This window comes from Streptomyces sp. NPDC002076, from assembly GCF_053593835.1.
In genome coordinates, this window is sequence record NZ_JBSFDI010000003.1 from 361,880 (window position 1) to 377,884 (window position 16,005).

Consider the following 16,005-nt stretch of genomic DNA (forward strand, 5'->3'; position numbering starts at 1 on the left):
ATTCGCGAGGCTGATGGACGGCAACAAGCGGTGGGTGAGCGGAGACCTTCAACACCCCGACCGGGATCCGAACCGGCGCCAGTTCGTGGCCCAGGGGCAGAAGCCGTTCGGGGCGATCCTTGCCTGCATCGACTCCCGCGTGCCGCCGGAACTTCTCTTCGACACCGGGCTGGGCGACCTCTACGTGATGCGCACAGGAGGAGAGGCGGTCGAGCCGGTGGTCACGGGCTCTGTGGAGTACGGGCCCATGACGAGTGGCACTCCGCTCGTCGTGGTCCTCGGGCATCAGCGGTGCGGAGCCATCGAGGCGGCGTACAAGTCTCTCCAGGGCGACAAGCCGCTGCCGGGGAATCTCGAATCGATCGCCAAGGCTCTGCGTCCGGCGTACGAACAGGCGGTCAAGGAGGGCGGTGCCGACCCGGTCGAGACCATGGCCCGCGCGCAGGCCAAGCTGACCGCGGCCGACCTGCGCTCCAACCGGGCCCTGGCCCCGCTGGTGAGGAAGGGCAGTCTTGCCGTGGTCGGCGCCTACTACTCCCTCGACACCGGGAAGGTAGAGGTCCTGGCGGGCGCGCCATCCTGACCGGTCGACCGCACGGTGGCCGTCGCTGGTCGCCGTGGGCCGCTGTCGAGCGGCCCAGGCCGGACCGGAGACGGCCCGGAACGCGGCACGACGAGTTGGCGGTTCAGACCCGCACGATCTGGCACGAGTCTTGCACCCCCCGGACAGGCCGGCTTGGCTCATGCGCCGGGAGGGCGGAAGGTGACCTGTCGGCGGGCGGCCTCGTCGATCTCGTCGAGAGTGAGGAGGGGAGTGGCCCGGGTGCGGAGCGCGCCGCTGGCCTTGACGCTGAGGCTGACGGCGGCCATGGAGACTGGGTCCGGGAAGTCGAGGATGCACACGAAGTCGTCCTCTCCGAAGGCGAAGTACATGGCCTCGATCCTCCCGCCGAGGCCGGAGACGACCTGGTCGACGGCGGCGCGGCGGCCACTTGCGCCTTCCTTGAGCAAGCCCTTCGTCCCCTCGGGCGTGTAGGTGGCCTGGATGAGGAACTTCGGCATACGGCGCTCCCTGCCCGTGACTTGTCCGATACGCAGAATGGCCTTCCCGCTGTGAGGTCGTCCGCCGATCAACGGACGGCTGTATTCACTCGTTGGGCACATCGGCATGCGCATGAGCGGGACAGCACCTGGATGCGCTGGAGTCCCGGCGCGCCTTCACGAGGTGGAACAAGACTCCTTCGTCCCTGAGCAACTTGGGCTCGGGCCCTGCCTTGGGGTGGTGGGCCTCTCGTGAAGCGTGCGGGTGAACCTCTGTCTGGGACCGGTGAGGCAGGTCGAGATCGGGTACGTCGCACCACGCGATCTCTGCATGATCACGCAGGTCAAGAAGGGATTTCAAAGGTGCGAAAGACAGTCGTCCGGGCTGCCGCGTTGGCAGCTGCCGCCGCCTCGCTCGCCACGCCCGCAGCGGCCGCTCAGCGTTCTCCGGATCACGATCGCCCTTGTGCCGTTTCAGGTCGACCGAATGAGAAGGACTGTCTCCTGCAATTCGATCTTCGGGTCGCACAGCAGGATTCCATCCCGGGGACGACCAGCTCGCTGGGGATCCAGACTCTGGACGCCTCCCGGAACGGGGCCGCGATCGGAACCGTGACCGGCATGATGGCGTTCTTGAACTCAGGGCCGAGCGAAGGTGTCTACACCTTGCGACTGTCCGATGGGCAAGGACAGGTGGGCGTTCAGTTTGCTCAGCCGGGCAACTCCCAGCAAACCACCTCCCTCATCGTCACAGGGGGCAGCGGAGTATTCGACTGCGCCACGGGCTCCGGGTCGGCAGAGGGGGGTGGCAACAACTCCCCCATCCACGTCAAGCTCCACCTCAGGTTCCTGTGCAAGTCACACTGAGGGCGGTCTTCGAAGCTGGAGCCGAGCGCCCCAGCCACGACGTGCCTGCCCCTTCACTGGCACCAGGCGGCTGATTGCTGTGCGCGCGGCACGGGCGCGGCCGGGCTGGACCGGGGCGGAGACAGGGCCGCCCTGCGCCTGGCCGTACTTCAGGTACACCGGGGCACTCTCGGCGCGGGCATCGATGGCTGCGAGGATCCGGCGAGCCAGTCGCGGGATCGTGCAGCCTGCGAACTCATCCGAGCCACAGGCCAGGACGAGGCCTTTGTCGTCGCCGTCCCGGTGTCCCTGGATGCCCGTCGGCCTCTACTCGGCGGCGGCAGCAGCAAGAACATCGCCAAGGCCATGACCGCGACCACCAGTGCGCTGCTGCGGGCAAGGTCCACCCAGTTCTCTCCTGAGGCAGCACATCGAGGATGAACGGCTCCAGCCGGGTGATCTGCTCCTCCAGGGGGACCCCGGCGGCATCCTCACTGGTTCCGTCATCCGCCGGGCGTCCCGCAGCGCGCGTAAGGCCGTACTGCCCCCGCATGTGTTCAACTCGCCTACCCCGTGGCGGGTGTACGACGACCGGAACACGCGCCTGACGAAGTGGCTCAACGACGGCATCCCGCCCGCCCAAGTGGCCGAGTGGGCCGGGAACAGCGTTGCCGTGCTCTTGGCGACCTACGCCCGGTGCATCGACGGACAGCTGCCGGATCTCAAACGGCGACTGGAAGCCGCGGGCGACCTCCCAGAGGCGGAGGGGCCGGGCCATGGCTGATCTTCCCCCGGTCGAGAACTTCGACACGTATTCGACACGGCCACCCGCGAAAACCCGGTGACAGCCGGACAGCCCCGGAGTCTGCCCTTGATCATCAAGAGGACGTCCGGGGCTTCGTCGTGATCAGTGACACCTACCCTGACCAGCAAAAAGCCCTCCCAAGCGGGAGGGCGGAGACTTGCGCCCCCGGCAGGACTCGAACCTGCGGCCAAGCGCTTAGAAGGCGCCTGCTCTATCCACTGAGCTACGGGGGCCTGGTGGCGGGTCCAAGGATAAAGCTCCCTGTTCCTAGACCCTGTCGCTTCGCCTCCGTGGCTCGATGTGGAGGTTTGGTGAAGCGATCCCGATAATCGCAGGCAGGTACGAATCGTGCACCACTTTTGGCGTCCGGCGCACCGGGTGTTGTGCACTCGTTATGCCTGGGCTGCACCTGTGTCCCGGTCGCCCGTTGCGCCCTTTCTGTCCCGTCGGCGCGCAGACATATCCATATGCTTCAGAATTCCCCTAAAATTGGGCATTCTTCGCATGTGGTGACCTTGGACGTTCGGCCTCAGCTGCTCGACACACTCTCCGCACTGCGCGACCGTGTCGCCGCCGCACGCTTTCCGCTGCCCCTGCCCGGGGCCCCACGCGCGCGTGCCAACCGCGACGAGCTCCTCGCGCAGCTCGACGACTACTTGGTGCCGCGCCTACGGGAGCCCGAGGCGCCGCTGCTGGTCGTCGTCGGCGGCTCCACCGGCGCCGGCAAGTCGACGCTCGTCAACTCGCTCGTCGGCCGCCGGGTGAGCGAGGCGGGTGTGCTGCGGCCGACCACCCGGACGCCGGTGCTCGTCTGCCATCCGGAGGATCATCACTGGTTCAGCGGCATGCGCGTGCTGCCAGATCTCACGCGCGTGTGGGCACCCCAGGAGGACCCTGACGACTTCCCGGTCCCCGGCGACGGCCCCGCGCGCGTACTGCGCGTCGAGAGCGCGGACACCCTCCCGCGCGGACTCGCCCTCCTCGACGCCCCCGACATCGACTCCCTGGTCGCCGACAACCGCGTCCTCGCAGCCGAGCTGATCTGCGCCGCCGACGTCTGGATCATGGTCACCACGGCCGCCCGCTACGCCGACGCCGTCCCCTGGCACCTGCTGCGCACCGCCAAGGAGTACGACGCCGCCCTCGTCACCGTCCTGGACCGCGTGCCCCACCAGGTCGTCTCCGAGGTCTCCCGGCAGTACGGCGCCCTGCTCACCAAGGCCGGCCTCGGCGACGTACCCCGCTTCACCGTGCCCGAGCTGCCCGAGTCGGCCTGGGGCGCCGGCCTGCTGCCCGCCACCGCCGTCGCGCCGCTGAGGAACTGGCTCGTGCACCACGCCCAGGACCCTGCCGCCCGGGAGCATGTCATGGCCCGTACGACGTACGGTCTCCTCGACTCCCTCAAGTCCCGCATGCCCGAGCTGGCCAGTGCCGCCGCCGCCCAGTACGCCGCCGCCGTCCGGCTCATCGCCGTCGTGGACGCCGCCTACGACAGCGAGCACGCGCGCGTGCGTGGCCGGCTCCAGTCCGGCGCCGTACTCGCCGGGGACGCCCTCAAACGCTGGCGCGCCTTCCCCCTGGACTGCACCCCCGGCGAACTCATCGACGCACTCGTGGCGAGCCTGGCCGCGCTGCTGCTGTGCTCCGTCACCGCCGCCGACGAGCGCATCGACGAGGCCTGGCGGCGCGACCCGGCCGGCGCCGCCCTCGCCCTCGCCGCCGGCGAGTCCACCGCGGAGAGCACCGAACACCGCATCGGTGTCGCCGTACGGCGCTGGCGGCGCGAGCTGGAGGAGTACGCCGAGGACGAGGTACGCGAGCTGGAACGCGCCGCCTCCGCACCCGACCCGGAATCCGTCGCCGCCCTGGTCACCACAGCGCTGCTCGGCGGACGCCGGGCGCGCAGCGCGGGCGAGGGGCTCGCGGAGCGAATCGGGGCGCACGGCGCGGTGCGGCTGCGCGACCGGGCCGGGCGGCTGCTGGGCGAACACGTCGACCGCGTCCTGCACGCCGAACGCGAGCGGCGCCTCGCCCCGCTCGATGCCCTGGACGTCCATCCCGAGCCCCAGGCCGCACTCATCGCCGCGCTGTCCGTACTGCAGAAGGAGAGGTGACCGGTGACCGCCGTCACTGACCAGGACCACACGGATCACACCGACCACATGAGGCGCCTGGGACGCATGAGGGACATGGAGCCCGGCAGCCACGGCAACGAAAGGGGGAGTGGGCCCGTGGAACATGGCGGTCACTTGGGGTCCGGGCTTGTGGATCGCGTGGATCCCGCGGAGCCCGTGGATCGTGTGGAGCCCGTGGATCGTGTGGAGCACGTCGATCGTGTGGCCCACGTCGATCGTGTGGAGCCCGTCGATCGCGTGGCGCACATGAACCGCGTGGATCGCATCGAGTACGTGGATCGCTTCGAGTACAACGCAGGTGTGGCCGAGCGTGCAGGGCGGCGTGGGGGCGGTCGGAGCGGAGTGGATGACGAAGGGCCGGCGGCCGGGGAGGGCCACGTCGGGGATCGTGGTCGGGAACGGGGCGCGGACGTCTGCGACACGTCCGACGCCTCCAACGCCTCCGCGGACATCGCCGGTGAGCAGGCAGGCGACGGGGACGTCCCGGGCCCCGAGAGCGCGTCCAGCGGGCGGCACGCGCGCGTGCGGGGCGGGGACGTGGGTGCGGGTGAGGGCGACGGCGGGGCCGTGGACCGGGAGAACCCGGACGCGCGGGGAGCGAAGCACGCCGACACCGGAGGCGGCACGCAGCTCCATCTGCCGCAGCCGCTCCAACCCACAGCCAAGCCGACTCCCCCCGTCGAACCCGCTCAGCCGGCCAAACCGGCGCCTCCAGTCCCGCCTCTCACGACGCTCCCAGCCCTCCCTCCAGTGGTCGTATTCACACCGACCCCCGCGTCCCGCGCGACCACGGACGCGGACGCCGCCGGGGCGCCCAAGCCCTCGGATCCCTCGGATCCCTCGCGCTCGTCGGACTCCTCGCTGCGGCCGAAATCCCCCGCGTCCCGTGAGTCCCCTGAGTCTCAAAAGTCCCCAGGACCCTCTGAGCCCCGCAGGTCCCTCCAGTCCTCAGAACCCCAAAAATCCCCTGGGCCCCCGAAGTCCCCCAACCCCACGAAGTCCCCCAAGCCCACCGAGTCCCCCAGTTCCCCCGAGTCCCCCGACTCCTCCGAGCCCTGGGACGACGGTCTCATCGCCCGGCGCGTCACGGAGGCGACGGCCGCCACCCTCGCCGCCGAACGCGCCTCCGCCCTGGACAGCGGCGGCCGCCTGCCCGGCAGCCAGACATCGGCCCCGCTCGCGTACGACGGCCGGCTGCGCTCCCGGCTGGACGCCCTGCGTGAGTTGGTCGGGCTCTCCCGGACCCGCCTGGACAGCCGTACCCTCGCCGAGGCGGGCCGGGTGCTGGACGAGGCGGCCGCACGCCGCAAGCTCTCCGGCGGGCACACCGTCGTGGCCATCGCGGGCGCGACCGGCAGCGGTAAGTCGCAGTTGTTCAACGCCCTTGCCGGAGTCGCCATTTCGGAGACCGGCGTACGACGCCCGACCACGGCCGCGCCCATCGCGTGCAGTTGGAGCGACGGCGCGGCGGGTCTCATCGACCGGCTCGGCATCCCGGGCCGGCTGCGTCGCCGTCCGCTGCAGAGTCCGGAGGCCGAGGCGCAGTTGCGCGGGCTGGTCCTGGTCGACCTGCCCGACCACGACTCCGCGGCCGTGGAGCACCGTAAGCAGGTCGACCGGATCCTGAAGCTGGTCGACGCGGTGATCTGGGTGGTCGACCCGGAGAAGTACGCCGACGCCGTGCTGCACGAGCGCTATCTGCGGCCCATGGCCGGGCACGCGGAGGTGATGTTCGTCGTACTGAACCAGATCGACCGGCTGCCCGGGGAGGCCGCCGACCAGGTCCTGGACGATCTGCGCCGGCTGCTGGACGAGGACGGCATCGCGCTCGGCGAGTACGGCGAACCGGGCGCCACCGTGCTCGCGCTGTCCGCGCTCACCGGCGACGGCGTCGGCGAACTGCGCGAAACCCTCGGCCAGTTCGTGGCGGAGCGCGGCGCGGCTGCCCGCCGGGTGTCGGCCGACGTGGACGCCGCCGCGGCCGGGCTGCGGCCCGTGTACGCCGCCGGGCAACGGGTCGGCCTCAGCGAGGAGGCGCGCGAGGAGTTCGCCGACCGGCTCGCGGATGCGGTGGGCGCAACCGCGGCGGGCGAGGCCGCCGAGCGGGCCTGGCTGCGCAACGCCAACCGCGCCTGCGGCACGCCCTGGCTGCGGCTGTGGCGCTGGTACCACTCCCGGGGCGAGTCCACGACGGGCCGCATCCCGGTGCGGGCGGCCCAGCCCGAGGAGGAGGCCACGGCCCGCCAGCGCGTCGAACAGGCGGTCCGTACGGTGTCCGACCGGGCCTCGGCCGGGCTGCCCGCGCCTTGGGCGCAGGCGGTGCGCGAGGCGGCCGTACGTGGGTCGCAGGGGCTGTCGGAGGCGCTGGACGAGCTGGCGGCGCGGGCGGGACTGCCGCCGGGCCGGCCGCCGCGGCCGGGCTGGTGGCCGGCGGCGGTGCTGGCCCAGGCGGCGATGACCCTGCTGCAGGTCGTGGGCGGCCTGTGGTTGCTCGGCCAGATCGTCGGTGTCATGGCGCCCAACCTCGGGGTTCCGGTGCTGCTGATGGTGTGCGGGATCGTCGGCGGACCGCTGGTGGAGTGGGGGTGCCGGATGGCGGCGAAAGGCCCGGCCCGGCGCTACGGCCAGGAGGCGGAACGCCGGCTCCGGGAGGCTGCCGCCGGTTGCGGCCGGGCACGGGTGCTCGATCCGGTGGCGGCGGAACTCTTGCGGTACCGGGAGGTCCGGGAGCAGTACGGGCGCGTTGCGCGGGGTGAGGCGGACGTGGGGTGAGTCGGGGCGGGGGTGAGGTGTGAGCGCGAGGGGCCTCGGGTGTTTCCGGGGCCCCTCGGCGGTTTTTGGGGGAGGGGAGAGGCTCGGGTGTCTTCAGGGGCTCAGAGGCTCAGGGGCTCAGAGGCTCAGAGGCTCAGGGGCTTCGGCGTTGATCCGGGTGAGTCGTGATCCGTGGGTGATCGGCGGGTGCCCGGGGCGGGATGACGTCGTGGGCGGGCGCGGGGGTGCAGACGGCGGCCGGCGATGGGGTCACTCGTGCGGATGGCGGGGTTTTCCACAGGTGGGGTGGTCGTCCACAGCTCTCAGCGGGCTCGGTCCGGCGGAGGCACTCTGGGGTCGCGGCGATCGCACGGCGGTTCCGGCCGGAGGGACGGTGGCGGACGGTGCGCGCGATCGGCGGGACGTGCGGGCACGTACGGCGGTCGTACGCGCCCGCACGGCAGACACGCATGAAAGACCAACGCGACAGACCAACGCGACAGACACACACGACAGACACACACGACAGACACGGCGCCGTACGGGACGGCCCCGTGCGCGTGCCCGCCCGGTCGGAAGGGCCGGGCGGGGGAGGGGAGTGAGGACATGAACGAGACCACCGTGTGCGTGGTGGGCAACGTGGCGACCCGGCCGGTGTACCGGGAGTCGGCCGCGGGGCCGTCGGCCCGGTTCCGGTTGGCGGTGACCGCGCGCTACTGGGACCGGGAGAGGAACGCTTGGACGGACGGGCACACCAACTTCTTCACGGTGTGGGCCAACCGGCAGCTCGGAATGAACGTGGCCGCGTGCGTGGAGGTGGGCCAACCGGTCGTCGTTCAGGGCCGGCTGAGGGTGCGCACCGAGGTGCGCGACGGGCAGCAGCAATGGGCCTCCGCGGACATCGACGCCGTGGCGATCGGCCACGACCTGTCACGCGGTACGGCCGCCTTCCAGCGCTCGGCCAAACCGGAGGCACCTGTGACGGCGACCCGGCCGGAGCCGAACTGGGAGACACTGCATCCCGCCGGTGCCGGCGTCGTGGACGAGGGAGACGCTGTGCCCCAACAGGCGGCCGAGCCAGCGGCGGTGACGTGACATCAGCCCGGCTTCGGCAGAGCGGAGGCGGACCGGGGGCCCGGTTGCCCCACGCCCCGTACGAACCGGTTGATTTGTCGATATGCCCAGCTCATGGACGGTCCCGGCGATAACGATTACGGATCGGATCGCCCATCAGATCATCCGACCGGCAGGAGAGGCGCCGGCTGATTCATAGGATGCCGGGCGTGCCCCTAGGGGCTGCCGATTCTGCTGGTGGGACCGTCCCCACGTCCAACGGGTCCTGCTCGAAGGGGAATTCTGTGCTTGCTGCGTTCTGTGGGTTCAGCCGTTCCGCCGGAGCGGCCCGCCTGGCCGCCACCACGACGGTGACCGGCCTCGTGGCAGCCGGTGTGCTGTCCGGCGCCGGTACGGCCGTGGCCGACGGGACCGACGGAACACCGCAGACCCAGGGCGGAGCGACGGCCACGATCAACGGCCTGAAGACCTACGGCGAGGCGGTGATCCACGAGGACGGCGGCGACCAGCACGTCGAGGCGGGCCTGTTCGAGATGTCCGTCGACGGCGGCGGCACCCTCCAGACGTACTGCGTCGACCTCAACAACCCCACCCAGCGTGACGCTCTCTACCAGGAGATGCCCTGGAGCGGCACCTCGCTGGGCGGCAACAAGGACGCCGACCGGATCCGCTGGATCCTGCAGAACTCCTATCCCCAGGTCAACGATCTCGCCGCGCTCGCCCGGCAGGCCGGCTCCGGCACCCTGACCGAGCAGGACGCGGCGGCCGGCACCCAGGTTGCCATCTGGCGTTACTCCGACCACGCGAAGGTCGACGCCGTCGACCCGCAGGCCGAGAAGCTCGCCGCCTATCTGCAGAAGAGCGCCCGCGACCTCGGCGAACCGCAGGCCTCGCTGACCCTGGACCCGCCGGCGGTCTCCGGGCGGCCGGGGGATGTGCTGGGACCGGTGACCGTGCACACCAACGCGGGCACCGTCACGGTGAGTCCGCCGCCCGACGCGGCAACCAGCGGGGTGCGGATCATCGACAAGACCGGCAAGGTGATGACGTCCGCGCAGGACGGCACCCAGCTGTACTTCGACATTCCCGAGGACGCCACGAACGGCTCGGCGCAGCTGACCGTGCAGGCGTCGACCACGGTGCCGGTGGGCCGTGCCTTCGCCTCCGACAGCCGCAGCCAGACCCAGATCCTGGCCGGCTCCAGCGAGTCCACGGTCTCCGCGACCGCGACCGCCACCTGGGCGGACGAGGGCGCCATACCGGCGGTGTCGGCCCGGAAGAACTGTGCCAAGGGCGGCCTGGACATCTTCGCGGCCAACAAGGGCGACAAGCCCTTCACCTTCGAGCTGATGGGCGCCGAACACACCATCCCCCCGGGCGCCTCCCGCACGGTGACCGTCCCGCTCCAGGAAGACCAGGCCTACGACTTCACGATCAGCGGACCCGATGGCTTCAGCCACCGCTTCACCGGGGTCCTCGACTGCAAGACGCAGGGCGCGATCACCACACAGACGACCCAGGTCCACAACGAACCCAGCCCCGCCTCGGTCGGCGGCACCACGGCCCCCGACACCAACCTCGCCGCGACGGGCGGCTCCGCGATCACCCCGCTGATCGCGGGCGTGGCCATCGGCTTCGTGGTGATAGGCGGCGCGGTGCTGGTGGTACTGCGCAAGCGGGAGCAGCCCGGCGACTGACCCAGGGTCCGCTGTCACGCCTCGTCGTTCTGGGCGCCGGGCCCGTCCTGAGGGGTGCTGGGGCCGTCCTGGGGAGTGTCGGGAAAGATCAGCCCTGCCGAACCCCCGACCATTCCGACAACCCCCAGGCCGCCGAGCGCCAGCCGCCCGAGGACCTTGGCACCATGTTTTGCGATACCGGACGCGGGGCGGGCCGCGAAGCCCGTGGGACGCCGACCGGGGCTGTCGCGCCGCGGTTCCCTCGGAGCAGGGCGGATCAGTCGTCAGGCATCGCGCCAGGGGACGCGGGCTGCGAGTTCAGCGGCGAACTGGTGGGCCTGGGCGCCCCAGTCGTGGTCCACCGTGCCGAAGCGCTGCTGCACGTCCAGCAGCTGGAGCGCCTCCGTGAGCGTGAACAGCGGCAGGCGCGACTCGTACAGCTCCGGCATACCGAATGTGGGATCGAGAAGCTCGTCCATGCAGGGCGCAACGCACATCAGCCGCGCCGGTTACGACTCGCCAGTCGGCACACCCAACTGACCCCGCCCTCCATCGACAGCCTGATGAAACGAGGCCTCTGCGGAGTGGGCGATGCCGCGAAGGAGTGTGGCCTTGCCTGGTGAGCTGCCGCTGCCCTCCTGGGCGGGACGGTCACCTGATCGGCTCCACCAGGTGCCCCAGAGGGAGACAGGCGCCTGGCGCGGCCACTGCGATGCGGAAGCCATGGACACGCCGAAACGGTGCCCGACGGCCACGGGACATCGTGCTCGGCCGCCCCGCTTCAACGGCTTCCTGTGGCGGTCGGGGCGCGGCTTCTGCGGGCTGGCCCCGAGCCGCCCCTTCAGCACAGGGCAGGCCAACTGACGGAATTCGCCGGCCTGCTGAAACGCAGCTCCCGGGGGCGTGGGTGCCTGTAGGTGTGACCTGAAGGATGAAGAGAGTAGGCGCTCGGCTGGGGGCCCAGCCGAGCGCCTGTAGGTCCTGCCGTTATTGATCAGTCGAGTTGGCTGACTGCAGGGTTGTCGCCGGTTGCGGCGGCGTCGGCGGGCGGCAGGGCGGTGTTGTAGGTGTGGATGTCGCTGATCTTGCCGTTGGCGTATTCGCCGTAGGTGCCTTCGTAGAGGCGGCGGCCGATTTGGAGGGGGCCAGTGGCGGACCAGGAGGTAGCGCCGAAGGCCTTGCTGCCGGCCTGGCGGCCGTTGACGTAGAGAGTGAGCTGGTTGGTGGTGGAGTCGTAGACGCCGACCAGGTGTGTCCATGTACCGACCGTCGGCGTGCCGCCGTATGTCGCGGTGAAGGAGGGGCTGGTGGTGTCGTCGTCGTGGCGGCCGAAGGCCCAGGCGTGTTTGCCGGAGGAGTAGTAGAGCTGGAAGCCGTTGGCGTTGCCCGCGCTGTCGGACTGGGAGACGAAGGTGGAGTTGCTGGTCAGGGAGGTGAGGTTGACCCAGGCGGAAACCGTGAAGCTGGCTGAGGTGTCGACGGCCGGACCGGTGGTGGCGGCGTAGCCGGTGGTGCCGGTGAGGTTGAGGACGGTGCCTCGCTTTGTGTCGTTGGTCCAGCTGTAGGCGCCGGTCAGTGAGGCGGTGAGTCCGGCGCTGCAGTCGGGACTCGTGGCGTTGGCGCAGTCGGCCGCTGTTGTGCCGGTGCCTTCGCCGAGGGCCCACGAGTGGGTGGCGGTGTTGGTGGTGGTGCCGAGCGAGACGGGGGTGCCGAAGGTGGCGGTGGTGCCTGTGGGGGTGCTGCCCGGGTATTCGGTCAGCTCTCCGTTGGTGTCGACGGCGTAGAGGTCGGGGTTGCCGTCGGAACCGCCGCTGCTTGCGTTGACGTCGCCTGGAGAGGCCACCGTCGGATACCCCTTTGCCGCGAGGACGGCGGAGAGGGCGGTGCCGGGGTTGGTGCTCCAGTTTGCCGGCGTGCTGCTGGTCCAGTTCTGGGCGCTGGTGCCGTTGCAGGTGTAGATCTGCACCTGAGTGCCGTTGGTGGTGCTGCTGTGGGGGTCGTCCAGGCATTTGCCGGACTGAGGGTTCTTCAGACTGCCGTTCGGGCCGGGGCTCCACTTCTGGGAGCCGGTGCCGTTGCAGGTGTACAGCTGCAGGAGCGTGCCGTCGGTCGTGGCGCCTCCGGGAACGTCGAGGCACTTGCCGAGCACGCGCAGGGAGCCGTCGCTGAGCAGCGCCCACTTTTGCGCGGTGGTGCCGTTGCAGCCGTAGATCTGGATCTTGTTGTGGTTGTCGGTGCCCGCACCGGCGTCGTCAAGGCACAGGGCGCCGCCGGTGGACGTGGTGAGCGTGGAGGTGAGGGCGGCGCGGACAGGGGCGTGCAGAAGCGGGGGCAGGCCGCTGGTCTGGTCGACGTTGAGGGGGAAGGTGTAGATGGTGCCGGAGGCGTCGTCGCGGGCCCACAGGGTGTATGTGCCGCCTGAGACGGTGCTGTTGCCGTTCGAGTCCTTGGTGATTGTGGCACCCACTGTGCCGGGGGCGATCAGGGTGAGGCCGGACCAGTCGCCGTCGCCGAGCAGCACCGGGTCGGTGAGGTGTTTGCCGTTGTTTGACTGGTAGATCCAGAGCTTGCCGTTCTCCATGGTGATGACGGCGGGGTGGCCCTGCTCGTTGCCGTAGACGTTGCCGGGCGCGATGAGCTGGCTGATGTTCCAGGGCGTTGCCGGGTCATACCCTGCGCCGGCGCAGCGGCTGTCGGGAACGGTCGGCTGACAAGGGTCCTTGGTCACGGGATCACTGGAACGTTTTCCGATGTAGCCGGGGAAATTGGACCAGGGAACGAGGGGAAAGGCGCTGTCGTCCTTGGGATCGAGGTCGTTCGGGACGACGTACAACTGGGCGGTCTTTTGGTTGTATGCGAACAGGTCGTCCGCATCGGTTCCGTGCAGATTGCCGCGGTGGGCGATCAGATAGTTGCTCCAGCTCGTGCCGTCGGGGGAGTCGGCCGGGGTGGAGACGATCACGGGCCCGTTGATCGTAGGTGCTGTGCCTGTGACCTGGCCGGTCTGTGCCGGGGCTGCGCTCTGGGCGGCGTCGGTGTTGCCGGGGACCAGTTCGAGGTCGCCGGTCTTGGTAGTGGCGAGAAGGTCGGGGATGCCGTCGGCGCTGATGTCGCCTGGTGTGATCTTGGTGTCGGGGTTCCAGGGGACAGTGAAGGTGTAACTGGCAGGGGCCTGGGAGATGTTGCCGGCCGCGTCGACTGCGGCGACGTAGAGGGTGTGCACTCCCCAGTCGGTGACCGGGACGGTCACCGTACCGGTGGCGGTGCCGGCGCTGTCGGTGCTGGTGACGGACGCCTTGGTGCCGGTGGTGGCGGTGGGCTGGCTGTCCAGCTGCCACAGGAAGTGGTCGACGCCGCTGGACAGGCAGGGGTTCGGGGTGCAGCTGGTGTCGGAGGAGGCGCTGTCGGCTGCGGTCACGGTGAAGCTGGTGGTCTTGCCGGCTCCGGCGTAGACCACCGGACTGGCAGGGCCGGTGCCGACGGGCGGGAAGGAGGGGTTCGTGGCGACATCGGGAGTGTTCGGCGGGGTGAAGTCGGTCTTGAACCAGCAGTGGCCGCTGGTGTCGGAGGCCAGGTACAGCGGTGAGCTGTTGTCCTGGGCGTAGGCGTCCCAGCCGTATTCGTGGCCGTCTTTGAGGGTGAAGCCGATCGGCATGTCGGCGTCGGTGCCGGAGGCGAGGTAGCTGCTGGTGGGTGTGGAGTCGGTGTAGGCGTTGCCACTGGAGTCGAGGACGGTGCGGTCCCAGACGTTGTAGTGGGCTTTGACGAGTTCGCCGGAGACGTTCGCTGTGACGGTGGAGTGGAGATGGATGTTGCTGCCGGCGTCGGAGTAGGTGGTGGCGCCGATCCATCCGTCGCCGCTCGTGACGCAGTCGCCGCCGGCTCCCGTCGCGGGCGGAGTGGTGTGGAGGTTGGTCGGGGTGGCCGGGGGGATGTCGAACTTGACTGTGAGGGTGAGAACGCTGGACATCCGCAGGTAGTCGTCGTTGCTGGAGGAAATGCTCTCGTCACCGTAGAGGGCGACAGTCCAGTAGTCGCCGCTGGAACTGTGGTACTGCGCCATCCGCTGGGCCGCTTCGGTGACCGGGAAGGTCGCGGTGTGATTGCTGCAACTGCTGTTGGGGTTGGCCGCGCTGGGGATCGTGACCGTGACGGGCTTGTAGGCGCCGTTGTCGTCCCAGACGCCGGGTTTGTTGTTCCAGTCGGTGGTCGAGTCGATCGACCCGGTGGTGTGCAGGGTGATCGGCTGGTTGGCGGAACAGTCCCAGCTGGCCGCGTACGTGGAGCCCACCGTGATCTTGGCGTCGTAGACCTGCATGGAGGGATCGAGGCTGCTGGTGGGGATGGCGTAGTAGGAGCGCTCCAGGCCGGTGTCGCAGGCACCGCCCCAGCGCTGATAGCCGACACCTTGGCCGTTGGTCTGCGGTTTGTCGTATTGCGGGCTGTCGGAGCAGGTGGAACTGGAGTAGACCTCGTCGTAGTGGCCGGAGGTCTTGGTGACCGGGTTGCTGAACGGGTCGATGTACACCGGGTAGGTGGTGCCCGGGTCGTTGAGCACGGACGTGTCCGGCGTCAGCGTGAGGCCGCTGGAGGTGGTGCTCATCGGCACCGTGTCCACTTTGGCTCCCTGGCCGGGTCCGTCGGCGGAGGACGTTGCGGGGGCGTCACCGGCCGTGGTGGTGTCTGCCGTGGGCGCGATCTCCGTCAGTGCGTCCGGGACAGTGGTGGAGTCCCACATCAGCGGTCGGGGGCTGGTGTAGGCGACCGTGCCGTCGGAGGCGGTGGCGTCCATGCCGCCCGAATCGGTGGCGGAGAGGGTAAGGCCGTGGGTGGAGGCAGCCTCTGTCAGTTTCTTGATGTCCGGGTCGGCGGCGGCGGTGGCGTCGTGGACGATCAATACGTCGCTGAAGCCGCCCTGGTCGGTGACGGACACGGACAGGTCCACGCCGGGGAGCACCGACTTGTACAGCGCGGTGTCGTCGCTCACGGTGGGTGCGGGGAGGGTGAAGGGCATGGTCAGGGCCATGCTGTGGCCGTCCTCGCTGGTCAGGGTGACCAGGGGACCGCTGCCTCCCCCGGACAGGGTGACCGCGTTGGGAGTGGCTTTGGGCGAGAGGGTGCCGTCCGAGTTGGTGGCGAGCGTGGCGTCCACGGGCGTCCACACGCCGTCCTTGAGCACCCGCACCGGCATGACGTCGATGGTGGAGGAGAACGTGCCGTCGGGATTCGCGGTCACGGTGGAGGTCTGTGTCGTCAAGGCATCGACGGGGACGTCCTTGCCGCTTGCCACCGCTTGCGCCTGAGCAGCCAGCATCGGATCGCTCGGCGTCGATGTATCGGCGCTGGCGGGAAGGGTGGGTATTCCGATCAGGAAGGCTGCGACAGCCGGGACCATCGTCAGACGGCGCGTCAACTTCCGCCTTCGGCGGCGCTTTCGGGTGTATCTGGACAGCACGGAACAGTTCCCCTCCGGGTGTTGAACGCTTCGCGCTCGTGATCTGCGCCACATCTACGGGTGTCATGGGTGTGGCGTGTGGTGCCTGCGGTGTCCTGTTTGCCTCACGGTGGTGATGTTCGCCCATTCACGGAACGGACACATCAGACACACCGATGGCATACGCCCTGGCCACAGCGTCGGCACAGGCTATTGAGTTGTGAACCAGCCATCAATAGCCTC

At 69.8% G+C, this 16,005-nt stretch carries 9 protein-coding genes and 1 tRNA gene; 6 read left to right on the forward strand and 4 right to left on the reverse strand.

Features of this window, described 5'->3' with window-relative positions; genetic code table 11:
- Window positions 1–34 precede the first annotated feature (34 nt).
- Window positions 35–583: a carbonic anhydrase gene (locus tag ACWCQS_RS08880; RefSeq protein ID WP_451003797.1), complete on the forward strand. Its 549-nt coding sequence runs from the start codon at window positions 35–37 to the stop codon at window positions 581–583.
- 158 nt (window positions 584–741) lie between these two features.
- Here the strand turns inward: ACWCQS_RS08880 and ACWCQS_RS08885 are convergent, their stop codons facing one another.
- On the reverse strand, window positions 742–1,062 hold the full coding sequence (locus ACWCQS_RS08885; protein WP_451003798.1) for a GYD domain-containing protein: 321 nt from the start codon (window positions 1,060–1,062) through the stop codon (window positions 742–744).
- A gap of 1,405 nt (window positions 1,063–2,467) precedes the next feature.
- Here ACWCQS_RS08885 and ACWCQS_RS08890 point away from each other — a divergent pair.
- Window positions 2,468–2,671: a hypothetical protein gene (locus ACWCQS_RS08890; protein WP_451003799.1), complete on the forward strand. Its 204-nt coding sequence runs from the start codon at window positions 2,468–2,470 to the stop codon at window positions 2,669–2,671.
- A gap of 181 nt (window positions 2,672–2,852) precedes the next feature.
- On the opposite strand, the gene ACWCQS_RS08895 is transcribed toward ACWCQS_RS08890, so the two are convergent.
- Window positions 2,853–2,925, reverse strand: a tRNA-Arg gene (locus tag ACWCQS_RS08895).
- A gap of 273 nt (window positions 2,926–3,198) precedes the next feature.
- Here ACWCQS_RS08895 and ACWCQS_RS08900 point away from each other — a divergent pair.
- The 4 genes from ACWCQS_RS08900 (at window position 3,199) to ACWCQS_RS08915 (ending at window position 10,349) form a co-directional block, all read left to right on the forward strand.
- On the forward strand, window positions 3,199–4,806 hold the full coding sequence (locus ACWCQS_RS08900) for a dynamin family protein (RefSeq protein ID WP_451003800.1): 1,608 nt from the start codon (window positions 3,199–3,201) through the stop codon (window positions 4,804–4,806).
- Window positions 4,807–5,577: 771 nt separating this feature from the next.
- Window positions 5,578–7,599 carry a GTPase gene (locus ACWCQS_RS08905; RefSeq protein ID WP_451003924.1) on the forward strand — a complete coding sequence of 674 codons (2,022 nt, stop codon included), beginning with the start codon at window positions 5,578–5,580 and terminating at the stop codon, window positions 7,597–7,599.
- 585 nt (window positions 7,600–8,184) lie between these two features.
- Window positions 8,185–8,673: a single-stranded DNA-binding protein gene (locus ACWCQS_RS08910; RefSeq protein WP_451003801.1), complete on the forward strand. Its 489-nt coding sequence runs from the start codon at window positions 8,185–8,187 to the stop codon at window positions 8,671–8,673.
- Window positions 8,674–8,936: 263 nt separating this feature from the next.
- Window positions 8,937–10,349, forward strand: coding sequence for a Cys-Gln thioester bond-forming surface protein (locus ACWCQS_RS08915; protein ID WP_451003802.1), 1,413 nt, complete (start codon window positions 8,937–8,939; stop codon window positions 10,347–10,349).
- 263 nt (window positions 10,350–10,612) lie between these two features.
- Here ACWCQS_RS08915 and ACWCQS_RS08920 read toward each other — a convergent pair whose 3' ends face one another.
- Entirely contained in the window at window positions 10,613–10,807 is a 195-nt protein-coding gene (locus ACWCQS_RS08920; RefSeq protein WP_451003803.1) for a hypothetical protein, read from the reverse strand.
- 515 nt (window positions 10,808–11,322) lie between these two features.
- Window positions 11,323–15,585 carry a LamG-like jellyroll fold domain-containing protein gene (locus ACWCQS_RS08925; protein ID WP_451003804.1) on the reverse strand — a complete coding sequence of 1,421 codons (4,263 nt, stop codon included), beginning with the start codon at window positions 15,583–15,585 and terminating at the stop codon, window positions 11,323–11,325.
- Window positions 15,586–16,005 lie beyond the last annotated feature (420 nt).